Below are 25,904 nucleotides of genomic sequence, written 5' to 3' on the forward strand. Positions count from 1 at the left end.
ATATAATGCAGATTAAGCGTGCCCTGATTAGCGTATCCAATAAAGAAGGCGTAGTTGAGTTCGCCCGCCAGCTCCATGAAGCCGGTGTGGAAATCATCTCCACGGGTGGCACCATGAAGGCCATCAAGGAAGCCGGCATTCCTGTAACCTATGTCAGCGATGTGACGGGCTTCCCGGAAATCATGGACGGTCGCGTAAAGACTTTGAATCCTTATATCCACGGCGGTATCCTGGCTGTGCGTGACAATGAGGAACATGTGGCGCAGATGGAAAAGCATGGCATCAAGGGCATTGACCTTGTGGCTGTCAATCTCTATCCTTTCAAGGAAACCATTGCGAAGCCCGATGTCACCTTGGCAGAAGCCATTGAGAATATCGATATTGGCGGCCCGGCCATGGTGCGTGCTTCGGCCAAGAACTTCAAGTTTGTCACCATCGTCACTAATCCCGCCAAGTATGAGGAAGTTATCGCCCAGATCAAGAAAAATGGCGGCGTAGATGATCGTACCCGCATGGAACTGGCTCAGGAAGCCTTTGCCCATACGGCAGCTTACGATACGATGATTCAGGACTATCTGGCTAAACAGCTGGCAAAATAAGGGGCGCATTATGAATATCTTAGTAATCGGCAGCGGCGGCCGGGAACATACTTTAGCGTGGAAACTCTCCCAGTCACCCAAAGCAGACAAAATCTATGCCCTGCCGGGCAATCCGGGTATGGCCGATGTGGCCATGTGCGTGGAGGGCATCAGCATTACGGATAACGCAGCCGTGGTGGACTTTGCCCAGAAACATGACATCGGTCTCGTGGTGGTAGGGCCGGAAGTTCCCCTGACCAATGGTCTCGTGGACGCTGTGACGGCGGCTGGCATCAAGGCCTTTGGCCCCACGCAGGCAGCTGCCCAGATTGAAGGCTCCAAGGCCTTCTCCAAATCTCTGATGAAAAAATATGGGATTCCCACAGCCAAGTACGAAGTGTTCACTGAGGCAGATGCGGCCCGGGAGTACATTCGTCAGGAAGTGGCTCCTATCGTCATCAAGGCGGACGGCCTGGCCGCCGGCAAGGGCGTTATCGTGGCCATGACGGAAGAAGAAGCCCTGCAGGCCATCACCGATATCATGGAAGACCAGGAGTTCGGTGCCGCAGGCAGCCGTGTGGTTATCGAGGAGTTTATGGAAGGCGAGGAAGCTTCGCTTCTTTGCTTTACCGATGGCAAAACCATCTGCCCCATGATCAGCTCCCAGGATCACAAACGTGCTTATGATGGGGACAAGGGCCCAAATACCGGCGGTATGGGCACCTATGCACCGGCGCCGGTCATGACGGACAAGATGGTGCAGGAAGCCTACGATAAGATCCTTGTGCCCACCATCAAGGCCATGGAAGCAGAGGGCAAGCCCTATAAAGGCTGCCTCTATGCCGGCCTGATGATTACGGCCGAGGGCCCAAAAGTGGTGGAATTCAACGCCCGTTTCGGCGATCCCGAAACCCAGGTGGTACTGCCATTGCTGAACAGTGATCTGGTGGACATCATGCTGGCCTGTGCGGACGGCACGCTGGCAGAGCAGGATATCCAGTGGAGCGATGGCGCGGCAGTCTGTGTGGTTATGGCCGCTGGCGGCTATCCTAAGGCCTACAAGAAGGGCGATGCCATTACCGGTCTGGATGATGCCAAGGCTGCCGGCGCTTTGATCTTCCATGCGGGCACGGCCCATAAGGATGGACAGATCGTTACAGACGGCGGTCGTGTGCTGGGCGTAGTAGCCAAAGCAGACACGGTGCGGGCGGCTGTGGACAAGGCCTATGCGGGTGTAGAGAAGATCTCCTTTAAGGACGCTTTTTACCGCAAGGATATTGCCCATCGGGCTTTGGAACGTTAAGTATACATAAATTTTTATTTACAACTTCATGCAGGTCTATTATAATACTACATATAGACGTCAACGAAGGACGCTCTTCTGCGGGATTCATAGCAGAAGAGTTTTCTTATGTTATAGCTTAAAAAAGGGATGTGAGAATATGGACTTTGCAACTTTAATGGCTGACATCAACAATTTTGTTTGGGGGCCTGTGATGCTGGCCCTGCTGGTGGGAACAGGGGTGTTCCTGACCGTAAGACTGAAATTCCTGCCTTGGCGCAACCTTGCTTACGCCATTCGCATGATCTTCCGTCACCGGGATGAACATGAAGGGGATATTTCGCCTTTCCAGTCTTTGATGACGGCGCTTTCCGCCACTGTGGGTACTGGTAACATTGTGGGTGTGGCTACCGCTATGGTATTGGGTGGCCCCGGCGCTTTGGTCTGGATGTGGATCAGTGCTGCTTTTGGCTTGTCCACGAAATATGCGGAATCCGTTTTGGCGGTAAAATACCGGGAAACCAACTCTGTCGGCGAGATGTCCGGCGGCCCCATGTATGCCATGCGCCACGGCATCAAGAACAAATATGCCGGCCGTACATTGGCTTTCCTGTTTGCCCTGTTTGTGGTACTGTCTTCCTTCGGTATCGGCAATATGACTCAGGCCAATTCCATTGCGGCAGCTCTGTCTTCCAGCTATGCTGTGCCTTCCTGGCTTACGGGCGGTGTGATTGCCGCTTTGGCCCTGGTGGTGCTTATTCGGGGCATCCGCAGCATTGGCAAGGTGTCCAGCGTAGTGGTGCCGGGCATGGCAGCCTTCTACTTTGTGATGGCTGCTATCGTCATCATTGCCAATTTTGAGGCAGTGCCTGCCGGGATTGCCGAGATGTTCCGCATGGCCTTCTCCTTTGATTCCGTGGCTGGCGGCGTGGGCGGCTCCATTGTGGCCACCATGCTGACCTCCATGCGCTGGGGCGTGGCCCGGGGCGTTTTCTCCAATGAGGCAGGTCTTGGCTCGGCTCCTATTGCGGCGGCTGCTGCCCGCACGGACCATGCCTCCCGTCAGGGCTATGTCAATATGACGGGTACCTTCTTCGACACCATGATCGTCTGCATGCTGACGGGCCTCGTTATTGCATCCTCCGGCATGCTGGGCGCAACGAATCCTGCCACTGGCGAACTGCTCTCCGGTGCTGAGCTTACCATTGCGGCCTTCAGCACGGTGTTCGGCGAATACGGCAAGCTGATCATCTCCATTTCCTTGAGCCTCTTTGCCTTCTCCACCATCCTGGGCTGGGAATATTACGGCGAAAAGGCCCTGGAATACCTCATCAAGAAGCGTCCGGTCATCATGGGCTATCGCGTGCTGTTTGCCCTTGTGACCTTCGTGGGTGCCACCACGGCTCTGGAAGTGGTTTGGAACTTCTCCGATACCATGAACGGCCTGATGGCCATTCCGAACCTTATCTGCCTGCTCTGGCTCAATAAGGATATCGCCGACGAATGCTTTGAGTTCCAGCGTGAAGTGGTAATCAAGGAAAAAAACGGTGAAGTCGTGGACCTGACCTGCGAATCCGAGTAAGGTCATCAAAGAATAAATCGCATAAGCAAAAAAAGCCCGGTGCAACTGTTTCTGGAGCGTTTGGCGCGTAAGCGTCTTAGCGGAAGAAATAGTTGCACCGGGTTTTTCAGCAACGATGTAAACAAAAACTATAGCGGATTATCTTGCTACATCATCTTTTTCTAAGTCGAATTCTAGGTGAGTGGTGGTATTGCTTTTTCCCTTATGTACCCACAGTACATGACCGTCGAAAATCACGATATGGGTTTTCCAATTGTACTGCATATTGTCTCCGTGAATCATCAGCCCCGGCCGTTCCACGCCGCAGCGGTTGCCGAAGAACCAGACGGTGTTGCCGGAAAGTTCAGCATAGAGGGCGTCACTGGTGAAGGTCAGTTCCCCTTCCGTGATTGTTGCACGCCCATCAGCCCAAACCTGCAGGGTGTTGGCATTTATCTTGGCATTGTTAGCCGTAATCAGGCGCCCCTCACATTGAATGCGGACATTGCCTGAGAGGTTATAGAGACCACTTTCTTCGTTATAGGTACTGCGGTCTGCCGTGACCACAGGCTGGTACTTGCTTTGGGCCATGTCCGTATTGATGGTATGGCCGGGCGTTCCGGCTTTTACAAGACAGGGATATATCAAAAGTAGGAATAAGGCGATTATCAGTTGAGGAATGCGTATTTTTTCCATAGAATCCGCTCCTTCTGCGCTTAGTTTACTTATATTTTACCGCAAAATCATGGTTTTGGCAAAAAACAAGCTAAAACTGCTGTTATAGTGAAGAAGTGGAGAATAGGCTGAGTATACCGTGCTGTTGGGCCACGGTCGTTGCAATGACGGCAAAAAAAGATTGCCATTATGAGTAAAGCGCAGGAGATTTTAAAATTTTACAGAATATATAATAAAGTGTACACACATTTGCAGATAAAGTCCCAGACAGTGGGGAGGGGGAGACATTTATGCTGAGAAAAGTTGTGCCGGTTAATATGATCTGCTTGCTGCTGATGGCAGTGCTGATGTTGACCGGGATAAGGGCAGAGGCTGGCCATCTTGAGGATATTTCTGCCAGAGGAACGATTCGAATTGGCACCACCGGGGATTACATTCCCATGTCATACTTAAACCCGCAAACCGGAGAGTATGAAGGGATTGATGCAGAGCTGTCACAGCTTATTGCCGATTCTCTGGGGGTAAAGATCCAGTATGTGCTGACAACCTGGCCGACCCTTGCTGCCGATACGCAGGCAGGAAAATTCGATATCGCCCTCTGCGGCATTTCCCGCAATTACAACCGGGCAAGAACCATGGCCATGTCGGATGCCTATGGGGAAGGGATCTTTGGCAAGACCATCCTCTGCCGCGCCAAGGATGCCGAGCGCTTTCAAAGCCTGGCAGACATTGACAGGCCGGAAGTGCGCGTGATGATCAACCCGGGCGGGACAAATGAGAAGTTTGCCCATGCGAATCTGAAAAAGGCTAAAATCATTGTTTACAATGACAATGCGGATATTCCCCGCCAGATTGCAGAGGGCAAAGCCGATATCATGATCACAGAAACCGTGGAAGCTGCTCATTATGTCCGCATGGACAAGCGGCTGGCCGCGCCTCTCAAGGATAAGCCCTTCACCCGTCACTCTTGCGGCATACTGATGAAAAAAGGCGATCAGGAATGGCTGAATTACATCAATTTCGTTCTGGCAGAGCTGAAGATGGACGGCACCATGGAGAAGCTGGAGAAAAAGTATCTGAAATAATAAAATGAAGACGGCACGGGCAAAAGTCCCGTGCCCATTTTATATCTTTGTGGTAAAAAGGTGTAAATCAATCGTTCTGCTGATATCAAATGTCTTTGTGTTTCCGCCTGTTTTGTGGTATCATTTACAGTTGGTAGCGGTCTATCATCGGACTGCTGAACAGCTGAAGTTTAGGAGGTTTTTTTTTGGCTGCGATTACTTACGAATTAGTGAAAAAGGACGAGGCCACCGGGGCTCGTGCCGGTATTATTCATACACCCCATGGCAGTTTCCCGACACCGATTTTCATGCCTGTGGGCACGCAGGCGTCGGTCAAGGGCGTTTCGCCAGACGAACTGAAGGATTTGGGGGCAGGGATCATCCTCTCCAACACCTATCATCTGTTCCTGCGTCCGGGCATGGAACTGGTCAAGGAAGCTGGTGGCCTGCATAAGTTCATGCACTGGGATGGCGCCATCCTCACGGACAGCGGCGGATTCCAGGTGTTCTCGCTCGGTGATCTGCGCAAGATCACCGAGGAAGGTGTAACCTTCCGTTCTCATATTGATGGCTCGAAGAAGTTCCTGTCGCCGGAAGTTTCCATGGAAGTGCAGATGTGTCTGGGCTCCGATATCGTTATGGCTTTTGACGAATGTGTGCCGTATCCGGCTGACCATGACTATGCCAAGCAGTCCACGGAGCGCACGCTGCGCTGGGCACAGCGCTGCAAGGACGCCATGACGGCGCCTAATCAGGGCCTGTTCGGTATCGTGCAGGGCGGCATGTACAAGGACCTGCGCAAATGGCATGCCAAAGAGATGGTGGAGATGGACTTCCCGGGCTATGCCGTGGGCGGCCTGTCTGTAGGCGAACCGCCGGAACTCATGTATGAGATGCTGGAGTATTCCACGTCCCTGCTGCCGGAAAACAAGCCCCGCTATCTGATGGGCGTGGGTACGCCTGACCATTTGGTGGAAGGCGTGATGCGCGGTATCGATATGTTCGACTGCGTCTATCCAACCCGCGTGGCCCGCAACGGTATGGCCATGACCTGGACGGGACGCCTGGTGATGAAGAATGCCAACCTGACCCATGACCACCATGTGATTGAGGAAGGCTGCGGCTGCTATGCCTGCCGCAATGGTTACACCCGCGCCTATATCCGTCATCTGGTACGGGCTGGGGAGATCTTTGGCCTGCGTCTGCTGTCCCTGCACAATCTCTACTTCCTAGAGGAATTTGTGCGGCGCATGCGTCAGTCCATTATTGACGGTAAGTTTACGCAGTTCCGCAGTGATTTTTTAGCCAATTATAAACGCTGATAATTTGAAGAAGAGGTGCTTACTATGACTCCGGAAACCATGACAGCTTTGGGCACTTGGGGCCCTATCTTTGTGATGATCGCCATTTTCTATTTCCTGCTGTACCGCCCGCAGAAGGCGGCCCAGAAACGCCGCATGAGCATGCTGGATACACTGGAAAAGGGCAACAAGGTAATGACCATCGGCGGCATCTATGGGACTATCGCAGGCATTGACGAGAAGGTCATCAAGCTGAAGATCGCGGAAAATACCGTGATTGAGGTTTCCCGGGCTTCCATCAACGCCAATATCACCCAGGACAAGCAGGCCTGAGCCATGGACGGGGTAAATAAGGAACTGCAGGCTGAGAAAAAGGCCTTGCGGTCAAAGATCCTTGCCGCCCGCCGGGAGCTCAAGGAGGCTTACCGGCAAAAGGCCAGCCAGCGCATGATTGATGTGTTCTGTGCCTTGCCGGATTTCAAGGCGCCCAAAACGGTGCTCTGCTATGCGTCCATGGCGGACGAAGTACAGCTAAAGCCCCTGGTGGAGCGCTTTCTGGCAGCAGGTGTGACGGTGGCTATGCCGCATGTTATCGGCAAGGGGCAGATGGAGGCCGTGACGCTGGCCAGCCTTGACAATCTGGTGGAGGGGGAATATGGCATATTGACGCCGGATCTGGCCAAGGGGAAGGTCGTTCCTCCAGAGCAGCTGGATCTGATTATCGTGCCCGGTGTGGCCTTTGATACCAGAGGCGAACGCCTGGGCATGGGGGCCGGGTTCTATGATGCGTATATAGCGCAGGCGGTTAACGCCAAGCGAGTTGCATTGGCTTATTCGTGCCAATTGGTGGCGGATGTGCCCATGGAAGAACATGATGTCCTGGTGCATAAGATCATTACTGAGCAGGGGATTTATAACTGTCTCTTGTAGGGGAGTGTGTATTATGGAAGTAAAGATTGGCATGGCCAAGACTTCTAAGTATGCAACGGAAGTCTGTGGCGATACTTGTGATATTGTTGAGCGTCCTCATGGGGGGATTTCGGCAATCATTGCGGATGGGCAGGGCAATGGGCTGGCGGCCCATCATACCAGCAGTTGGGTGGTGAATAAGGCCACGCAGCTGATTTCCGACGGAGCCCGTGACGGGGCGGTGGCCCGGGCGGTGCATGATTATCTTTATGCCATGAAGGACAAGAAGGTGTCCTGCACCTTGACGGTGGTCAGTGCCGATCTCGATACGGAGACGGCGGTGATCAGCCGCAATTCCAACTGTCCGGTCATCATCAGGACGCCGGAGTATGAGACGGTCTATGATGAGAATGTGGAGCCCATTGGTGTCAACCGTCATATGAAGCCTTTGATGTATGAGGTGCCGCTGACGGCAGGCATGATCATCGTGTCCTATACCGATGGCATTGCCCATGCGGGGAAGAAGCGCAGCGGCCGTCCGGCAGAGTTTGAGAAAATCATGGAGATTGTCCGCAAGAACGAGGCAGAGGATGCGGCGTTTATTGCCAAGAGCATTATGGATTATGCCTTGTCGCTGGATGCGGATAAGGCTAGTGATGACATGACGGTTCTCGTCATGGGGATAACGGACGGCTCTCCGTCCAGCCCCAAGATAGAGCAGCTTGAGGTAACATATCCATATTAAGTTAATGAGTAGTTGTGTACTTTTCTTTGGTGCAAAGAAAAGTACCAAAAGAAACTGCGGCCTGAAATTCCTTCCGGGAATTTACGGCCGCAGGGCGCTCATCCTTGAGCGCCAGGGAAACCGTAGCTGGCCCCATAGCCCGCCACTTTGGGGAGGGGGGGAATATGCCGGTGGCATATTTCTGGCGTCAGCGGTGGGAGGGGCATTTGCCTCTTATTCCCTTATAAATTTTATATAACTGGATAGGAGTGATTGTCTTGAAGATTGCGATTGTAGGAGTTTGTGCTTCGGGGAAGACTACGCTTGTGGCTGGATTAAAGGCTGCTGGGTATGATGCTTATAATGTGGCGCAGGAACATTCCGGGATTCATGATTTTTGGGCGAAGCGCCATCCAGATATTTTGGTGATGATTGATGCGACCATGCCTGCTATCCATAAGCGGCGGGTGGTTTATTGGGATGAATCCCGGTTGGAAGTCCAGCATAAGCGGCTGGCGGATGCCAAGGCGCATGCGGATCTCTACATTCAGACTGATAAATACAATGCCCAGCAGGTGCGGGATAAGGTCATCAACTTTATCCAAGAATACAGAAAACGAAAGACAAAAGGGGATGAAATCTCTTGAGAAAGAACAATCTCATGAAACTGATTGTCTGTGTCGTTGCCATCATTGGCATTTTCCTGGCCTTTGTGAAGCCGTTGGCTTTCTCCATCCGTCAGGGACTTGACCTGCAGGGCGGTACCCATGTGGTACTCGAAGCAGAGGACACAGATATTGCCAAGGTAAATGATGATGCCATGAACCGCGTGGTCACCATCATGGAAAAGCGTGTAAACTCTTTGGGCCTTACGGAGCCGATTATCCAGCGTGAAGGTGAGCGCCGGGTCATCATCGAACTGCCGGGCGTCAAAGATCCCGATGCGGCCATCAAGACCATCGGCAAGACCGCTATGCTGGAATTCAAAGATGAGGAAGGCAACACCGTCCTCACGGGTACGGATCTGAAAGATGCTCAGGCAGCTACCAATCAGCAGAGCGGCCAGAATGTGGTCAATCTGGAATTCTCCGATGAGGGCGCTAAGAAATTTGCGGATCTCACCACGAAAAACGTGGGGCGCACCATTGCCATCCTGCTGGACGGCGAAGTGCTGACGGCGCCGAATGTGCGTGAGCCGATTGTAGGTGGCAAGGCAGAAATCACGGGGCAGAAGACGCTGGAAGAAGCCCAGAACCTGGCTGTGGTGCTGCGCAGCGGTGCCCTGCCGGTGAAGGTCAACATCATCGAAACCCGTACCGTTGGCCCGACGCTCGGCCAGGATTCCAAGGATAAATCCGTCTTTGCCTTTGCTGTAGGTATTGGCGCCGTCCTGATCTTCATGCTCTTATTCTACCGTTTGTCCGGTTTTATCGCTGACGTGGCTTTGATGGCTTATACGGTGGTGCTGCTGGCACTGTTGTATCTGCTGGATGCAACCCTGACACTGCCTGGTGTGGCCGGTATCATCCTGTCCATCGGTATGGCCGTTGACGCCAATGTGTTGATTTTCGAGCATTTCAAAGAAGAGTATCAGATTCAGGGAAAGACCTTGCGTCTGTCCATGGATGCGGGCTTCAAGCGTGCCTTCACGACCATCTTTGACTCCAATATCACCACGATCATCGCTGCTGGCGTGCTGTTCTTCTTAGGCACGGGCACGATTCGCGGCTTTGCCATCACCCTTGGTCTGGGCACCATGCTCTCCATGCTGACGGCTATCACGCTTTCGCAGTATCTGCTGAAGCTCATGATCAATTCCAAGATTTCGGAAAATCCCAGTGCATATGGCGCTAACGGCTATATGCTGTGGAAAAAGGAGGACTTGAAGCATGAACAAGCTTGATATTGCCGGACGCTCCAAACTCTGGTTTGCTATTTCCAGCATCATCATCGTCGCCGGGCTTATCTGTATGTTTACCCGGGGCTTTAACTTCGGTATCGACTTTACCGGCGGTACCATCATCGATTTGAAATTCGAACGGCCCGTGGCCATTGCCGAAGTGCGTACGAGCCTGGCGAAATTCGGCCTGGAAGGCTCCCAGATCCAGCTCACGGGGGCTGAATCCGGTGTGACGGAAGCCGAAAATGTCATGATCCGTACCACGGATATGGAAGAGGCTCAGCGCAAGGAAGTCATGGCGGCCATCAAGACCGATGTGGGCAATTACGATGTGCTGCGCGAGGAAAAAGTGGGCGCTACCATTGGTGGCGAGCTCATAACCAATGCCGTGCTGGCTCTGGTGGTTTCCTGGGCACTGATCATCGCCTATGTGGCTTATCGCTTTGAATGGCGCTTCGGTGTGTCGGCGGTGCTGGCCCTGATTCACGATATCCTGATTGTATTGGCGGTATTCTCCTTCACGGGACGTCAGATCGATTCGTCCTTCATTGCGGCACTCCTGACGATTGTCGGTTATTCCATCAACGATACCATCGTTATCTTTGACCGCATCCGCGAGAATCTGAAGCTGCATTTCCGCCGCGGCGGCGATGTGGTGCAGCTGGTGAATACCTCCATCTTCCAGACGCTGACCCGTTCCCTCTATACGGTGTTCACTGTTATGTTCACGACCTTTGCCCTCTACTTCTTCGGCGGCGAAACGACGAAAGATTTCGCCTTTGCCCTGCTGGTTGGCTTTGGCTGTGGCTGCTATTCTTCCATTTTCATTGCCAGCCCCCTGTGGATTGTGCTTCGTAAAATGGGAGACAAGAAAAAAGCTGTGGCCAGTGCGGCTGTGGCAAAGTAAGAAGCAGTTTGTATTGATAGGATAAGATGCCCGGTGGGCAGATGATATTTTTTGAGCTTTGGCAGGTTTGCCGAACATTGTGGAAAAGTCATCTGCTCACCGGGCTTATTGTTTTCAAAGCGTATAAATGCATGTATAATATATATGATGTTGTTTTTGGCAGAGGAGGTTATACTATGTATTGTGGGAATATTTTGAATAGGTTATTGATATTATTTTTTGCAGCGGCAATGATTTTTTCACCAGCCGAGGCAGCGGCGGAATGTCAGATGGACGATGAATGTACGGAAAGCAGTGCGTGTGATGAATGGGTGGAATGTGATGACGATGCGGAGGAAGCGGATTGTAACGTCGAGGAAGAAGCGTCAGCAGATGTTCCCTATTCGACTGACAATGCACAGGCACAGGGCGTTCTGGACCTTGTCAATAAGGAGCGGGAGGCACGTGGCCTTTCGCCGCTGCATCTTTCCCAGGAGTTGATGCAGGCTGCCGCCATACGTGCCGAAGAGATTACGCAGGAATTTTCCCATACTCGTCCCAATGGCGAATCCTGTACGGATATGATTGACAATGGCCGGGGCAGCGTGGGGGAAAATATTGCGGCCGGGGTGGCAACGCCGGTGGCGGTCGTCGACATGTGGATGAATAGTTCCGGCCATCGGGCGAATATCCTGAATCCGGCCTACGAGGAACTGGGTGTGGGTTACCTCAAGCAGGACGGCTCGCAGTATACGCATTATTGGGTGCAGCTGTTCAGAGGCTCAGGAGAATAGATTGTAAAAAATGTTTTTGAAAAATTTCTAAATTTATGTTAAAATAATAGTAATGGGTTCCTGAATCGTTATTATTTCTTCTTGATAATGGGGGTGGGTGCTTGTTACAAATCGGTGATAAGGTGGTCTATCCAATGCATGGTGCCGGTATCATTGCCGGTATTGAGAAGTGTGATTTTTTAGGCGAGGGCAGGTCTTATTATGTATTGCAGATGCCGCTGGGGGACATGAAGGTGATGATTCCTGCGGATCGGGCAGATCATATCGGCCTGCGTGATGTGATTTCGGAAGAACGGGTGGATGAAGTGCGGGATGTGCTTGAGGACGAGCCTGACCGGCTGATGGGCACCTGGAACCGGCGGTATCATACGAATCTGGAGCGGCTGAAATCCGGTGATATCTGCGATGCAGCCGCAGTGGCAAGAAATCTCGTGGTGCAGGAACGGGAGCGGCGGATATCGGCAGGTGAACGCAGGCTTTTGGATCTGGCACGGCAGATTGTCGTGAGTGAGTTGGTCTATGCCTGCGACAAGAGTCCGGCCGAAGTGGAAGGCTGGATGGATGATATCCTGGCGGCTAACGGCAGCAAGTGAATGAAGGCAGATAGTTGTAGCTATCTGCCTTTTTATCGTTGACAGTGGCAGGCAAAATTTACTATACTTAAAGTTATGCAAGTAAATATCGCAGGAAGGAGGTGATTGTATGTTAGACCGAGTTTTGCGTTTCTTCATTATCATGCTGCTGGCGATAGCAGGCGGAGCACTTCTGAATATGGCGACGCCGCTGTTGACCTTTTTTATCAGTACGGAGATCCTGGAAACAGAGATGGGCTTTTTCAAGCTGTCCATTGCCGGTTTCCTGAGCATTCTCTTTGGGGCGGCCTTGGGCGCTGCTTTTGGTTTTCTCTTATCTCCTTTTTTTATCCGCAAACTCAAGGGCTTTGCCGTGTTTGTGGAGGCCCAGCTGAACAAAATGCCAACCCATGATGTGATTGCTGGTGCCATTGGTTTACTTATCGGACTCATTATTGCAAATTTGCTGGGTTATGCTTTCTCGAAGATTCCCGTGGTGGGCGAGTATATCCCGGTGGTGTTCAGCATCGTGCTGGGCTATCTTGGTATTCATATCATGATAAAAAAGCGTTCGGAGCTTGTGAGCATCTTTGACTTCATTCCGAAGTTCATGAAGGAATTGGTCAAGATCCGGGAGGCTAAGCAGGCGGCAGCACCGAAGCTTCCGGCGGCAGAGGCTGGTGAACAGCCCTGTTACAAGCTGCTGGATACCAGCGTCATCATCGATGGCCGCATTGCCGATATCTGCGAGACGGGCTTTTTGGAAGGTACGCTTCTGATTCCGGTATTCGTGCTGGAGGAACTGCAGCACATCGCCGATTCTGCCGATGCGCTGAAGCGGGTGCGGGGCCGGCGGGGGCTGGATATCCTGCAGAAGATCCGTCAGGAGACGCGCATGAAGGTGCAGATCACCGAGGAAGATTTCGAGGATATTCCCGAGGTGGATTCCAAGCTGGTACAGCTGGCCCAGCAGGTGGGGGGCAAGATCATCACCAATGATTTCAACCTCAACAAGGTGGCGCAGCTGCGGGGCGTGGAAGTGCTCAATATCAACGCTCTGTCCAATGCCGTTAAGCCTGTGGTCATCCCTGGGGAGGCCATGCAGGTGGCGATTGTCAAATCCGGCAAGGAAGCAGGTCAGGGGGTTGCGTATCTTGAGGATGGCACCATGATTGTCGTGGAAAACGGCAACCGCTATATGGGTGAGACCATCGAGGTGGAAGTGACGTCTGCCCTGCAGACGGCGGCAGGCAGAATGATTTTTGCCAAGCCGAAATAGTATGTACAGGATGCTGTGAATAAGCCTGCCCTCGGGGCAGGCTGTTTCACAGTTTCGTGACTTAGGAGTGATAATATGGTCAGTGTTATTTTCCCCGCCGCCGGGCAGGGAAAACGAATGCAGGCTGGTATAAATAAAGTGCTGCTGACTTTGGCAGGGGAGCCCATTCTCGTGCGCACGCTGAAAACTTTTTCGGCGGTGGCAGAAGTCGGAGAGCTTATCGTGGTGGTGGCTGCGGATGAAGTGGCGGCGGTGGAGGAACAGCTGCGCAAGGTCAGCGGCTTGAAGCCTTTTCAGGTAGTGGCCGGTGGCAGTGAACGCCAGTATTCCATCTGTAATGGATTGCAGCAGGTCAGTGAAAGTGCCGATGTGGTGCTGGTGCATGATGCCGCCCGCCCGCTGGTGACCCCAAAGACCATTCAGGCGGTTATCGATACAGCCCGTGACAAAGGGGGAGCTATTGCGGCGGTACCCGCCAAGAACACCATCAAGGTGGTGGACGCAGACGGGCTGGTGGTGGATACGCCGCCCCGCAGCACCCTTTGGGAAGTGCAGACACCGCAGGGGTTCCGCAAGGATATTTTAGTGAAGGCCAATGAGGCGGCTATCGTCGATGATTTCCTGGGCACCGATGATGCCAGCCTTGTGGAGCGCATCGGCGCTCCGGTGGCCGTGGTGCAGAGCGATTACCGCAATATCAAGGTGACCACGCCGGAAGATCTGCTGATTGCCGAAGCGTTTTTGCAGTGTACGGCCGAGGATGAGGCAAAGAGCCTGCAGGCGGCTGCCGCTGAAGCTCGTGAGGCGTGGTTGAAGGAGGCTGACAAATGACAAGATTTGGCATGGGCTATGATGTCCATCGTTTAGTGGAAGGCCGTAAGCTCATTATCGGGGGCGTGGAAATCCCCCATACCTTAGGGCTGTTGGGCCATTCCGATGCGGATGTGCTGCTGCATGCCGTGGCTGATGCCCTTTTAGGGGCAGCGGCGTTAGGTGATATCGGCCGTCATTTCCCCGATACCGATCCGCGCTTCAAGGGAGCGGACAGCATGAAGCTCCTGGCCCATGTGGCAGAGCTTATCAAAGAAAAAGGCTATGTCACGGGCAATGTGGATGCCACCATCGTGGCCCAGAAGCCCAAGATGAAGGACTTTATCCCGCAGATGAACGCAAATATCGCCCGTGTATTGGGCGTTGATATTGACCAGGTTAATGTAAAGGCCACCACTGAGGAAAAGCTGGGCTTTACCGGCAGTGAGGAAGGTATCTCCGCCTACGCGGTGGCAGGTATCGAAAAGGCTTGATCAAGGTCAAGCAGGAGGAATCTTAATGTTAAAAGTTTATAATACCATGAGTCGCAGCAAGGAAGAATTCAAGCCCCTGAAAGAGGGGGAGGCCAGCATCTATTGCTGCGGCGTTACGCCCTATAACCATCCCCATATCGGCAATGCTCGTCCCTTTGTGACCTGGGATGTGATCCGCCGCTATCTGGCACATAAGGGCTATAAGGTCCGCTATATCCAGAACTTCACCGATGTGGATGACAAGATCATCCGCACCGCCAATGAAGAGGGCGTGAAATGGAGTGATATTTCCGGCCGTTATATCGATGCTTACTTCAAGGCTATGGATGCCCTGAATGTGAAGCGGGCGGATATCTATCCGCGCGTCAGCGAAACAATCCCCGACATCATCGCCATGGTGCAGAAGCTGGTGGACAAGGGCTACGCCTATGCCGTGGACAACGGTGACGTGTTCTATCGGGTGGAAAAATTTGCCGGCTATGGCAAACTCAGCGGCCGCAAGCTGGAAGATATGCAGGCCGGTGCCCGCATTGATGTGGATGAGCGCAAGGAACATCCCATGGACTTTGCCCTCTGGAAGGCAGCCAAACCCGGCGAACCCAGTTGGGACAGCCCTTGGGGCAAAGGTCGCCCGGGCTGGCATATCGAGTGCTCCACCATGTCCCTGAAATATCTTGGGGAGAAATTTGACTTCCATGGCGGCGGCAGCGACCTGATCTTCCCGCATCATGAAAACGAGATTGCCCAGAGTCAGGCCTGCATCGGCGATGAGCACAGCTTTGCCCAGTATTGGCTCCACAATGGTTTCATCACCATCCATAACGAGAAGATGTCCAAGTCCAAGAACAATTTCTTCACCGTCAAGGACATCCTGGCTGAATACCCGGGCGAAGTCGTGCGCTTCTTCATCCTGCAGACCCATTACAGAAGCCCCCTGGACTTCAGCGACGAGCGCCTCAAGGAAGCCCAGACCAGCCTGAACCGTCTGGCCCAGTCCAAGGGCTTTATGGATGAGCTGCTGGCCAAAGCCGGCAAGAGCGATACGGCCAAGGAATTGGCGGACAAGGCCGCAGGCTATGTCAAGGAATTCCATGAAGCCATGGACGATGACTTCAATACGGCGTTGGCCATCAGCCAGATCTTTGCCCTGTCCAAGGACATCAACATCTACTATCAGGATGTCATGAACAAGGGCACAGCCTTCGACAGCGAGAACTTTGCCAAAGTGGCAGAGGCCTACAAGCTGATGACGGGCATTATCGGCATCTTCGAGCAGGAAGAGGCCGCTGATGATGGCTTAGCGAATAAATTAATGGATCTTATCATCAATATCCGGCAGGATGCCCGCAAGGAAAAGAACTGGGCTCTGGCGGACAAGATCCGTGATGAACTCAAGGAAGCCGGGGTAATCCTCGAAGATACACCCCAGGGCGTACGGTGGAAAAAAGCATGAAGTTTGACCATTTCAAGATGCTCGTTGAGATGATGTTCCAGCCCGATGGGGACGGGGGCATCCTGCAGCGTTACAAAGATGTGGATGTGAAGCAGCTGAACCCGCTGGTTTTGGCCTATGTGGGGGATGCCTACTTCCATCTCTTCGTGCGCACGCGGCTGCTTTCCTATGAGCAGGCCAAGGTGCAGGCGTTGCACTCCTTCAGTGCCCAGATGGTGTCGGCAGTCTGGCAGGCCAAGGCCTATCAGGGGATTGAGGATAAGCTCACCGAAGAAGAGAAGGCTATCTATCGCCGGGGGCGCAATGCCAAGAGCCATGCACCCCGCAGTGCCTCTGTGGCGGAATACCATGCCAGTACCGGCTTTGAAGCCCTGCTCGGCAGTCTTTATCTCTCCGAGCAGAATGAACGGCTCTACGAGATTGCGGAAATGTCCTTCCAGATCATCTCGCAGGCCATGATGAAGGAAATACGGGAGAAGAATTAACGAATGATAAAAGTAAAACTTTTGAACTATACGCCGGAGCCGGAGCGGGCAGTGGCCATGGCGGCACGGCTCTGCTATTCGGCCAGCGGTGCGGAGGAGCTGGCGGAAAAGCTCAGCGATGATAAAGTGAAGGAAATGGTGCGCCGCATGGTGGCCTTAGGCCACGGCTCCACCCTGGAACATGCCAGCTTCACCTTCGGCATTGAAGGTGTCAGCCGGGTGCTGACCCATCAGCTCGTGCGCCACCGCATTGCTTCCTATGACCAGCAGTCCCAGCGCTATGTGGCCGCTCATGGCTTCCAGTACATCACGCCGCCCTCCATTGCGGAAAAGCCTGAGGCTATGGCCAAATACGAAGCCCTGCTGGAGGAAATCCGCAAGACCTATGACGAGCTCACGGAAATGGGCGTGCCCAAGGAAGATGCCCGCTATGTGCTGGCCAATGCCACGGAGACGAAAATCCTCGTGACCATGAACGCCCGCAGCCTCATGCATTTCTTCAATCTGCGCTGCTGCAACCGGGCCCAGTGGGAAATCCGGGACATGGCCTATAAGATGCTGGCTGAGGCCAAGAAAGTGGCGCCGACGCTGTTCTTCAATGCGGGCGCCAGCTGCGTCAACACGGGGCGCTGTCCGGAAGGGGCCATGACCTGCGGCAAGCTCAGTGAGATGCTGAAATTACGGGAGAAAGAAGCATGAGAAACGATAACCGTAAGGATAAGCCGCGTTTCAAGAAGCGCGATAACAAAGACAGCAAAAAGCCCTTGGAAAAATTGACCCGTCAGATGCTGGCCAACCAGAAAATGACCAGTAAGAAAATGGCGGACCAGGGCGCAGAAGCTCGGGAATTGCCCGAAGATGTGCTGATTGGCCGCAATGCGGTGACGGAAGCCCTGCGGGCCGGGCGCGGCATCAATAAGATCCTGCTGGCCGATGGCGACCGGGAAGGTCAGGTCAGCGAAATCGTGGCCCTGGCCAAGGAACGGGGCATTGTGCTGCAGTTCGTGGAGCGCGGCAAGATTGAGTCCGTAGCCGGTGGTTTGCGTCATCAGGGCGTGCTGGCTTATGTGGCTCCTGTAGCCTATGCGGAACTTGACGATATCCTGGCCAAGGCGGAAGCGGCTGGCGAGCCGCCTTTCCTGTTGCTGCTGGACGAATTGGAAGATCCCCATAATCTGGGTGCGCTGCTGCGTACGGCAGACGCCACCGGTGTACATGGGGTGCTGATCCCGAAGCGCCGCAGTGTTCCCCTGACGGCCACCGTGGCCAAGACCTCGGCCGGGGCGGTAGAATACGTGCCGGTAGCCCGCATCGGCAATATTTCCCAGACATTGAAGGCCTTGAAGGAAAAAGGTTTCTGGGTGGCTGGCGCCGATATGGATGGCAGCCAGAATTATTATGAAGCTGACCTGACGGGCCCGCTGGTGCTGGTGGTGGGCAGCGAAGGCAAGGGCATGGGGCGTCTGACCAAGGAGCAATGTGACTTCATCGTGAAGATGCCCATGGTGGGAAAGATCAATTCCCTCAATGCTTCTGTGGCTGGCTCAATTTTGATGTATGAATCCATGCGTCAGCGTTTGGCCAAGAAAAGTTGATACTTTACAACAAATATTGCTCAAGGGGACTAAAGTCCTATGACCTTCCTTGACTATTACCTTACAATAGGGGTATAATCAAAACGTACTGAAAAGTATAAGGGGATTGCAAGAATGAAAACTGGGGAAGTTTTCAGTAAAGGGGAACGTGCGATGGAAGCAGAACAAACTACAGAAGATTTATTTGTAGAAGAAATCTACAGTGAATTCGCCAAGCTCACGGATGAGGAGATACTGCTGGCCATCAAGGATAGCAACGACAAAGCCGCGCTGGATTATTTGATCAACAAATACCGTAATTTCGTGCGTGCCAAGGCTCGTTCCTATTTCTTGATCGGGGCAGATCGTGAAGATATCATTCAGGAAGGTATGATTGGCTTTTACAAGGCGATACGGGATTTTCGCAATGACAAGCTGTCCTCCTTCCGGGCTTTTGCGGAGTTGTGTGTGACACGGCAGATCATTACGGCTATCAAGACCGCAACGCGGCAGAAGCACATTCCGCTGAACTCTTATATCTCGCTGAACAAGCCCATCTATGATGAGGATTCGGACAGAACCCTCTTAGATGTCCTTTCCGGAGCCAAGGTTACGGATCCGGAAGAACTGGTCATCAGCCGTGAGGAGTTTGTGGATATCGAGAAGAAGATGGAGGAGATACTCTCCGACCTGGAGTGGAAGGTTCTCATGAGCTATCTCGATGGCAAGAGCTATCAGGAGATTGCCGAAGACCTGCACCGCCATGTGAAATCCATCGACAACGCTTTGCAGCGGGTGAAGCGGAAGCTGGAGAAGTACATGGAGAAGCGCGGGGATGAACTCGATGTGACCACCATCTATCGGGGCCTTAGCTCCATTAACCGCCGTTTGCGGGGCATTGATGAAGACGATTATCTGCGTTGAAATCATTTATATGCATTATAGGACTGACCGGTCAATTGACTGGTCAGTTTTTTTGCAACAAGAACAAACAATAATGTCTATGACAAAACGCATTGAAGGGGAAAAATATCTATGTTATAATTTTTTTGGTAATGTCTCCGAGCTGGTATATCTAAGGCAGCGGCGCAATCTGCTAGGATGGCCAGCCGGAACGGTTTTCCGTTCCCGGGTGCGGGGAGAAATCCCTGTGCCTTCCGCGATTTGAAAAGGAGTGGTAATGATGAAAAAGATTTTTGCGCTGATCCTGTCGATGATGGTGCTGCTGGCCGCAGGCTGTGGCGGTGAGCAGGCTCAGACGGAGAAAAAAGCCGAGCCGGTGGAACTGCATGTGGCGGCGGCGGCCAGCCTGACGGATGTCATGCAGGAAATGGCAGCCAACTATGAGAAGGAACACCCAAATGTGAAGATTGTCTTCAATTTCGGCAGTTCCGGTGCCTTGCAGCAGGCTATCCAGAACGGCGGACAGACGGATCTGTTTTTCTCGGCGGCCCAGAAGCAGATGAATGCTTTGGAAAAGGACGGGCTGCTGGCTGAGGGTACCCGCAAGGATCTGTTGGTCAATGAGGTGGTGCTGATCGTGCCGGCGGAAGGCGGCAAGGTTATCAAGGATTTCAGACAGCTGACGGAGGCGGATATCCGGCATATTGCCTTGGGTGAGCCCAAGGGCGTGCCGGTGGGACAGTATTCCGAGGAAGTCTTCACGAAGCTGGGGATTCTCGAGGCAATCAAAACCAAGGCCGTCTATGGCTCGGATGTGCGGCAGGTGCTGTCCTGGGTAGAATCCGGTGATGCGGATTGCGGTGTGGTCTATGCTACGGATGCGGCTGTATCCAAAAAGGTCAAAGTCGTGGCCACGGCGCCGGCAGATACTCATAAGCCCATCATCTATCCGGCAGCAGCGCTTAAAGATTCCAAGCAGCTGGACGCTGCCAAGGATTTCCTGGCCTTTGTTTCCAATGATGTAAATAAGAAGCTCTTTGAAAAATACGGCTTTGAAGTGAAATAAGAGATGGTTTAAGAGGTGGATTATGGAACTGGCACCACTGATGATTACCCTGCAGACGGCAGGTGTGGCAACGGTGGCGACGTTCTTTCTCGGCATTGGCCTGGCCCTGATGGTGGTTCGTATGCAGCGCTTTCAGGGACTGGCTGATGCCGTTATTACGTTGCCCATGGTTTTGCCCCCCACTGTTGTGGGCTTTTTCCTGCTGCTGCTGTTTGGCAAGCGCAGCATGATTGGCAGATTTCTGCTGCAATTTGATATCACGCTGGTCTTTACCTGGAAGGCGGCGGTCATAGCCGCGATTGTCGTTTCGCTGCCCCTGATGTATCGGACAGCCCGGGGGGCTTTTGAGCAGATCGACGTGAATATCATCAATGCCGCCCGCACATTGGGTGTATCGGATTGGCGCATCTTCTGGCATATCCTGCTGCCCAATGCCCGGGCGGGCATTTTGGCAGGACTGGTTCTGTCCTTTACCCGGGCCTTGGGAGAGTTTGGCGCTACCATCATGTTTGCAGGCAATATCCCCGGCGTCACCCAGACCATGAGTACGGCTATCTATGCGGCGGTGCAGGCCAACGATTATGAACTGGCGGGGCAGTGGGCCATGGTTATCGTGGCCTTCTCTCTTGTGTTTGTCGTGCTGATGAACTGGTGGATTGCTCGGCAGAATAAGGGGGCAGCACTATGGAACTGAGCGTGGATATCGAAAAGAAGCTGCGCAGTTTCACCCTGCAGGCGGATTTCACTGTGCAAGACGAAATCTTTGCCCTGCTGGGGGCTTCCGGCTGCGGCAAGAGCATGACACTCAAATGTATCGCCGGGCTGGAAACGCCGGATAGGGGACGCATTGTGCTGAATGGCCGGGTGCTCTTCGACAGCGAAGCAGGCATCAATCTGAAGCCTCAGGCCCGCAAGGTGGGGTATCTCTTCCAGAATTACGCCCTGTTTCCCAATATGACCATTGCGGAAAATATCGCCTTTGTGGCCTGCGGGAATGAAAGGGAAAAATCCTGCAAGGTACAGGAAAATCTGGCGCGGTTCAAACTGGAGAACCTTGCACAGGCCTATCCCCATGAACTGTCCGGCGGCCAGCAGCAGCGGGCGGCGTTGGCCCGGATTCTGGCGGCAGATGCTGAGCTTCTGCTGCTGGATGAACCCTTTTCGGCTTTGGACAGTTATTTGAAATGGCAGCTGGAAATAGAGCTTGGCGATGTGCTGCAGGATTACGATGGTGCCGCCCTGCTGGTATCCCATGACCGGGGAGAGGTCTATCGTTTGGCTGACCGTATCGCCGTAATCAACCAGGGGCAGATGGAGGCAGTCCACACGAAGCATGGCCTCTTCAAAAATCCCGACACCCTGGCCGCAACTTTGCTGACTGGCTGCAAAAATATATCTGCTGCGAAAAAAATTGCCCCGGACAAAATTGCAGCCCTCGATTGGCAGCTGGAGCTGCATGTGGCTGGAGAAGTGCCGGATCATGTGCAGTTTGCCGGCATTCGGGCCCATTATATGGAAGTGGTCACAGGGCCGGGGGAGAATATCTTTGCCATGGAGGTGGTCAAAGTGGTGGAGGATGTCTTTTCCTATCTGATCATGCTGCGCAGGCAGGGAACTTCCGGCAGACCTTTGCGGTTGGAACTTTCCAAGGAGTCCTGGAAAAAATTACAAAATCCCGCCAGCCTTTATCTGCGCCTGCCGCCAGCTGAAATCATGTTGATGGAACGGTGATGGACAATATTTGATGTTGCGCAATGGACAGGAATTTGCTACAATATATACCGTTACGACAAGTCTTAACCACAATATATAGAGGGAGCGTGAGGGAAAACCACAAATATAGTGGTATCCATTATTTATGAATTTGAAAACTGTTACGAAGCGTTCCGGTCATACTGTACCTTATAACCGGGAGAAGATTTATAACGCCATTGCCGGAGCCAATAACGACGGCGGCCACAAAATGTCTGAAAAGGATATCGACGAAGTCACCAGTCAGGTGGAATGGGATATCCAGGACCGGGAAAATGTCAGCGTGGAGGAAATTCAGGATATCGTCGAGCAGGAGCTCATGAAGTACGACTTCTACGATATCGCCAAGAAATACATCACCTACCGCCAGAAACATGCGGAGCGCCGCATCGCTCAGAAGCATCTGATGTCCTCCTATAGGGATATCTTCTTTGCTGATGCTGTGGATGTGGACTCCAAGCGCGACAATGCCAACATCAATACGGACGCTTCCATGGGTATCATGCTGAAGCTGGGCGCTGAGGGAGCCAAGCACTTCGTGGATAACTACGTCCTCACCGACGAGTTCCGCGAGGCAGACAAGGAGAACTGGATCCATATCCACGATAAGGATTTCTCCCTGATCACCTTCAACTGCTGCCAGATTGACCTGCTGAAGCTCTTCAAGGGCGGTTTTTCCACGGGGCACGGCTTCCTGCGCGAGCCCAATTCCATCCGTTCCTATGCCTCCCTGGCGGCCATTGCCATTCAGTCCAACCAGAATGACATGTTCGGCGGTCAGGCCATCAACGCTTTCGACTATGCCATGGCCGATGGTGTGCGCAAATCCTTCCGCAAGGCCGTGATTTCGGAGTCCCATAAGGCGCTGATGTATCAGTTCGATACCCATGATTTCGGCACGGAAAAGGAATTCAAGACCCATTTCAAGCCGGCTATGGATTTTGCGGCTTGCAGCTATACGGAATCGCAGGCTGATCCGAAAGCCGCTGCATCCATAGACGCCATCAAGGCAGCTTTGGAAACGGTACTCAGTGAAACCTATCAGCTGCCGAATGATGAAGCGGAGCGCCTGGCCCGCAATGTCTACCGTCTGGCCTGCGCCGATGTGGTGGAAGAAACCCATCAGGCCATGGAAGCCATGATCCATAACTTCAACACCCTCCATAGTCGTGCCGGTGCGCAGGTGCCCTTCAGCTCCCTGAACTACGGCATGGACACGAGCCCCGAGGGAAGACTGGCTACCCGTGAGGTACTCAACGCCATCTGGGCCGGTCTGGGCAACGGGGAAACGCCGATTTTCCCGATTTCCGTATTCCAGCTCAAGGCTGGTGTCAACTACAATCCGGAAGATCCCAATTACGATCTCTTCCAGCAGGCCTGCAAGACCAGTGCCAAGCGCCTGTTCCCGAACTTCGTGAACATCGATGCACCATACAATCTGCAGTATTATAAGCCCGGCGATTATAATTCCACCGTGGCCACCATGGGTTGCAGAACGCGTGTCATGAGCAATGTGAACGGCCCGGAAGAGTCCGGCAGCCGCGGCAATTTCGCTTTCACCACGCTGAATCTGCCGAAATTTGCCCTCGAAGCCAAGGGCGATATGGACAAGTTCTGGCAGCTGTTGGATAAGTACATCGAGGTCAGCCATGACTATATCCTGGCCCGACTGGATGTCATTGCCGACAAGCATGTCTACAACTACCCGTTCCTCATGGGACAGGGGGTCTGGATGGACAGTGAAAAGCTTAAATCTGACGACAGCATCAAGGATGTATTGAAGCATGCTTCCTATTCCGTTGGTTTCTGCGGTCTGGCTGAGTGCCTCAAGGCCCTTGTCGGCAAGCATCATGGCGAAAGTGCGGAAGCCCAGGAACTGGGCCTGAAGATCGTGGGCCATATCCGCGAGCGGATGGACAAATACACGGCAGAGGAGCATATGAACTGGTCCTGCTTCGGCACGCCGGCAGAATCCACCGCCGGCCAGTTCCAGCGCTCCAACCGCAAGCAGTATGGTGTGATTGAAGGGATCACGGATCGTGATTATATGACCAACAGCAGTCATGTGCCCGTTTACTATCCCATCAAGGCCATCGACAAGATCCGCATCGAAGCGCCTTATCATGCTTTGGAAAATGCCGGTCATATCGCCTATATCGAAATGGACGGGGATCCCACGAAGAATGTCAAAGCCTTCGAACGTCTGGTACGTGCCATGCATGATGCGGACATGGGCTATTTCTCCATCAATCACCCGGTGGACCGCGATCCTGTCTGCGGTTATACTGGTCTTATTGAAAACGAATGCCCCCATTGCCATCGCAAGGAAGTGGAAAGCGGCCGTTTTACCATCAAACGCATGAAATAAGCATAAGATTCTTTGGCCGGCAGCATCGTCTGCCGGCTGTTTCATAGGAGGAGCTATTTTGGACAAGAAGACAGTGGCCGTGGCCATGAGCGGCGGCGTGGACAGTTCCCTGACAGCGGCATTGCTGCTGGAGCAGGGCTATGAGGTGCTGGGCATAACCATGCTGCTGACGGAGGAAGGCCGCAGCGAGACCGTTGATGTGGCTGCCGGCGAGGAGCCGGATTGCGTACGGGATGCCAAAAAAGTCGCGGAGGCTTTGGGGATCCGGCATTATGTGGCGGATTTCCGGCAGGAGTTCCGGAAAAATGTCATCGATTATTTCCTGGATGAATATGCCAAGGGGCGCACGCCCAATCCCTGTGTCATGTGCAACCCGTCCATGAAGTTTGGCCTGCTGCTGGATAAGGCGAAGGAATTGGGGGCGGATTTCCTGGCTACGGGGCATTATGCCCGCATTGGCCAGCTGGACAATGGACGCTATGTGGTGAAGAAGGGCCTGGACGAGCATAAGGATCAGTCCTATGCCCTGCACCGCCTGCCTCAGCCCATCCTGCAGCATATCCTGCTGCCCTTGGGGGATATGACCAAGGAGCATGTGCGGGAGCTGGCAGAGAACATGGATCTGCCCGTGGCCCATAAGGCTGAGAGCCAGGAAATCTGCTTTGTGCCCCATGATGATTACAAGGCCTTCCTGCGCAAGCATAAGCCGGGCTGCCTGCACAAGGGCAATATCGTCAATGATGCCGGTGATGTGCTGGGCAGGCATGAGGGCGTGCCCCTTTATACCATTGGCCAGCGCAAGGGCTTGGGCATTGCCGCTCCCGAACCCCTTTATGTGCATAAGCTGGATGTGAAGCGCAATGAAGTGGTGGTAGGCGGCAATAAGTCTGTTTTCGCAACTGGTCTGCTGGCCAGCGATCCGAACTGGATTGCTATCGATAAGCTGGAAGACGGCATGGAATTTGGCGCCAAGATCCGCTATGGCAAGCGGGAGGCCAAGGCAAAGCTTTCCCTGCAGGCAGATGGCCTGCTGAAAGTGGAGTTTGCCGAACCCCAGCGGGCGGTTACGCCGGGACAGTTCGTAGTCTTCTATGAAGGCGATGTGCTGGTGGGCGGCGCCATGATCGAGCAGCCGCTTGGCGCACAAGAGAAGACGAAATGAGAGAAAACAGGCATAAATTGGCGGATTTTCTTGACAAATTAAATAATTAGTATTAATATTAACATTAGATTTGAATATTTTGGGGAACAGGTGTCCTAAGGACTTAATAGGGAATCCGGTATAAGCCGGAGCGGTCCCGCCACTGTAAGGTGGAGTCCTGCACAATATGTCACTGGGGTAGATAAGCGTACCTTGGGAAGGCGATGCAGGATGATGAAACCGAGCCAGGAGAACTGCCTGTTCTGGCATCACCGTGACTCTCTTTCAGAGTCGTACCTGCGAGCGATGGGTAGGGGATTGAATCTAGTGTGG

At 53.2% G+C, this 25,904-nt stretch carries 27 protein-coding genes and 2 riboswitches; of the genes, 26 read left to right on the plus strand and 1 reads right to left on the minus strand.

What is annotated here, in order from left to right:
- The first annotated feature begins 5 nt into the window (after positions 1-5).
- The 3 genes from SELR_RS03905 to SELR_RS03915 all read left to right on the plus strand — a co-directional run bounded on the left by SELR_RS03905 (position 6) and on the right by SELR_RS03915 (position 3,442).
- Positions 6-599 carry an IMP cyclohydrolase gene (locus SELR_RS03905; protein ID WP_014423897.1) on the plus strand — a complete coding sequence of 198 codons (594 nt, stop codon included), beginning with the start codon at positions 6-8 and terminating at the stop codon, positions 597-599.
- A 10-nt stretch (positions 600-609) separates the two neighbouring features.
- Positions 610-1,881, plus strand: a complete 1,272-nt coding sequence (gene purD / locus SELR_RS03910) for a phosphoribosylamine--glycine ligase (RefSeq protein WP_014423898.1) — start codon at positions 610-612, stop codon at positions 1,879-1,881.
- Between the two features lie 139 nt (positions 1,882-2,020).
- Entirely contained in the window at positions 2,021-3,442 is a 1,422-nt protein-coding gene (locus SELR_RS03915; protein WP_014423899.1) for an alanine/glycine:cation symporter family protein, read from the plus strand.
- A 138-nt stretch (positions 3,443-3,580) separates the two neighbouring features.
- Here the strand turns inward: SELR_RS03915 and SELR_RS17600 are convergent, their stop codons facing one another.
- The gene (locus tag SELR_RS17600) at positions 3,581-4,117 is read right to left on the minus strand and encodes an LptA/OstA family protein (protein WP_014423900.1); all 537 of its coding nucleotides are present in this window, start codon (positions 4,115-4,117) and stop codon (positions 3,581-3,583) included.
- A 269-nt stretch (positions 4,118-4,386) separates the two neighbouring features.
- On the opposite strand from SELR_RS17600, the gene SELR_RS03925 reads away from it, so the two are divergent.
- The 23 genes from SELR_RS03925 (at position 4,387) to mnmA (ending at position 25,592) form a co-directional block, all read left to right on the plus strand.
- Complete coding sequence (locus SELR_RS03925; protein WP_014423901.1) at positions 4,387-5,181, plus strand: transporter substrate-binding domain-containing protein; 795 nt, start codon at positions 4,387-4,389, stop codon at positions 5,179-5,181.
- 185 nt (positions 5,182-5,366) lie between these two features.
- Positions 5,367-6,482: a tRNA guanosine(34) transglycosylase Tgt gene (tgt, locus tag SELR_RS03930; RefSeq protein ID WP_014423902.1), complete on the plus strand. Its 1,116-nt coding sequence runs from the start codon at positions 5,367-5,369 to the stop codon at positions 6,480-6,482.
- A gap of 24 nt (positions 6,483-6,506) precedes the next feature.
- Positions 6,507-6,794, plus strand: coding sequence for a preprotein translocase subunit YajC (gene yajC / locus SELR_RS03935; protein WP_014423903.1), 288 nt, complete (start codon positions 6,507-6,509; stop codon positions 6,792-6,794).
- A gap of 3 nt (positions 6,795-6,797) precedes the next feature.
- Positions 6,798-7,391 (plus strand): 5-formyltetrahydrofolate cyclo-ligase, encoded by a 594-nt coding sequence (locus tag SELR_RS03940; RefSeq protein ID WP_014423904.1) that lies wholly within the window; start codon positions 6,798-6,800, stop codon positions 7,389-7,391.
- A gap of 13 nt (positions 7,392-7,404) precedes the next feature.
- Positions 7,405-8,115 carry a PP2C family protein-serine/threonine phosphatase gene (locus SELR_RS03945; protein WP_014423905.1) on the plus strand — a complete coding sequence of 237 codons (711 nt, stop codon included), beginning with the start codon at positions 7,405-7,407 and terminating at the stop codon, positions 8,113-8,115.
- 248 nt (positions 8,116-8,363) lie between these two features.
- On the plus strand, positions 8,364-8,741 hold the full coding sequence (locus SELR_RS03950; RefSeq protein WP_231848114.1) for a hypothetical protein: 378 nt from the start codon (positions 8,364-8,366) through the stop codon (positions 8,739-8,741).
- 14 nt (positions 8,742-8,755) lie between these two features.
- Positions 8,756-9,997, plus strand: coding sequence for a protein translocase subunit SecD (secD, locus tag SELR_RS03955; protein WP_014423908.1), 1,242 nt, complete (start codon positions 8,756-8,758; stop codon positions 9,995-9,997).
- Positions 9,984-10,901 (plus strand): protein translocase subunit SecF, encoded by a 918-nt coding sequence (gene secF, locus SELR_RS03960; RefSeq protein WP_014423909.1) that lies wholly within the window; start codon positions 9,984-9,986, stop codon positions 10,899-10,901. The genes secD and secF overlap by 14 nt, the downstream gene beginning before the upstream one ends.
- A 176-nt stretch (positions 10,902-11,077) precedes the next feature.
- Positions 11,078-11,674, plus strand: coding sequence for a CAP domain-containing protein (locus SELR_RS17605; RefSeq protein ID WP_014423910.1), 597 nt, complete (start codon positions 11,078-11,080; stop codon positions 11,672-11,674).
- A gap of 101 nt (positions 11,675-11,775) precedes the next feature.
- Positions 11,776-12,267: a CarD family transcriptional regulator gene (locus SELR_RS03970; RefSeq protein ID WP_014423911.1), complete on the plus strand. Its 492-nt coding sequence runs from the start codon at positions 11,776-11,778 to the stop codon at positions 12,265-12,267.
- 109 nt (positions 12,268-12,376) lie between these two features.
- Complete coding sequence (locus tag SELR_RS03975) at positions 12,377-13,525, plus strand: PIN/TRAM domain-containing protein (protein ID WP_014423912.1); 1,149 nt, start codon at positions 12,377-12,379, stop codon at positions 13,523-13,525.
- Positions 13,526-13,600: 75 nt separating this feature from the next.
- Positions 13,601-14,356, plus strand: coding sequence for a 2-C-methyl-D-erythritol 4-phosphate cytidylyltransferase (ispD, locus tag SELR_RS03980; protein WP_014423913.1), 756 nt, complete (start codon positions 13,601-13,603; stop codon positions 14,354-14,356).
- Entirely contained in the window at positions 14,353-14,829 is a 477-nt protein-coding gene (gene ispF / locus SELR_RS03985) for a 2-C-methyl-D-erythritol 2,4-cyclodiphosphate synthase (protein WP_014423914.1), read from the plus strand. Before ispD ends, ispF begins: the two co-directional genes overlap by 4 nt.
- 25 nt (positions 14,830-14,854) lie before the next feature.
- Entirely contained in the window at positions 14,855-16,282 is a 1,428-nt protein-coding gene (gene cysS / locus SELR_RS03990; protein WP_014423915.1) for a cysteine--tRNA ligase, read from the plus strand.
- Positions 16,279-16,767 (plus strand): Mini-ribonuclease 3, encoded by a 489-nt coding sequence (locus SELR_RS03995; protein WP_014423916.1) that lies wholly within the window; start codon positions 16,279-16,281, stop codon positions 16,765-16,767. Before cysS ends, SELR_RS03995 begins: the two co-directional genes overlap by 4 nt.
- A gap of 3 nt (positions 16,768-16,770) precedes the next feature.
- Positions 16,771-17,466 (plus strand): FAD-dependent thymidylate synthase, encoded by a 696-nt coding sequence (gene thyX, locus SELR_RS04000; protein WP_014423917.1) that lies wholly within the window; start codon positions 16,771-16,773, stop codon positions 17,464-17,466.
- Between the two features lie 119 nt (positions 17,467-17,585).
- The gene (gene rlmB / locus SELR_RS04005) at positions 17,586-18,362 is read left to right on the plus strand and encodes a 23S rRNA (guanosine(2251)-2'-O)-methyltransferase RlmB (protein ID WP_050992791.1); all 777 of its coding nucleotides are present in this window, start codon (positions 17,586-17,588) and stop codon (positions 18,360-18,362) included.
- 153 nt (positions 18,363-18,515) lie between these two features.
- A complete protein-coding gene (gene sigH, locus SELR_RS04010) occupies positions 18,516-19,265 on the plus strand; it encodes an RNA polymerase sporulation sigma factor SigH (RefSeq protein WP_014423919.1) in 750 nt (249 codons plus the stop codon).
- A 123-nt stretch (positions 19,266-19,388) separates the two neighbouring features.
- A riboswitch (molybdenum cofactor riboswitch) is annotated at positions 19,389-19,532 on the plus strand.
- On the plus strand, positions 19,525-20,310 hold the full coding sequence (gene modA / locus SELR_RS04015) for a molybdate ABC transporter substrate-binding protein (protein WP_014423920.1): 786 nt from the start codon (positions 19,525-19,527) through the stop codon (positions 20,308-20,310). It overlaps the preceding riboswitch by 8 nt.
- A gap of 22 nt (positions 20,311-20,332) precedes the next feature.
- Positions 20,333-21,004 (plus strand): molybdate ABC transporter permease subunit, encoded by a 672-nt coding sequence (gene modB / locus SELR_RS04020; protein WP_014423921.1) that lies wholly within the window; start codon positions 20,333-20,335, stop codon positions 21,002-21,004.
- On the plus strand, positions 20,995-22,041 hold the full coding sequence (locus SELR_RS04025; RefSeq protein ID WP_014423922.1) for a sulfate/molybdate ABC transporter ATP-binding protein: 1,047 nt from the start codon (positions 20,995-20,997) through the stop codon (positions 22,039-22,041). Before modB ends, SELR_RS04025 begins: the two co-directional genes overlap by 10 nt.
- Before the next feature lie 127 nt (positions 22,042-22,168).
- Positions 22,169-24,430, plus strand: coding sequence for an anaerobic ribonucleoside triphosphate reductase (locus SELR_RS04030; RefSeq protein WP_014423923.1), 2,262 nt, complete (start codon positions 22,169-22,171; stop codon positions 24,428-24,430).
- A 58-nt stretch (positions 24,431-24,488) separates the two neighbouring features.
- Positions 24,489-25,592 carry a tRNA 2-thiouridine(34) synthase MnmA gene (gene mnmA, locus SELR_RS04035; RefSeq protein WP_014423924.1) on the plus strand — a complete coding sequence of 368 codons (1,104 nt, stop codon included), beginning with the start codon at positions 24,489-24,491 and terminating at the stop codon, positions 25,590-25,592.
- A gap of 71 nt (positions 25,593-25,663) precedes the next feature.
- Positions 25,664-25,847: riboswitch (cobalamin riboswitch) on the plus strand.
- The last annotated feature ends 57 nt before the right edge of the window (positions 25,848-25,904 follow it).

Source organism: Selenomonas ruminantium subsp. lactilytica TAM6421 (assembly GCF_000284095.1).
Classification (GTDB): domain Bacteria; phylum Bacillota; class Negativicutes; order Selenomonadales; family Selenomonadaceae; genus Selenomonas_A; species Selenomonas_A lactilytica.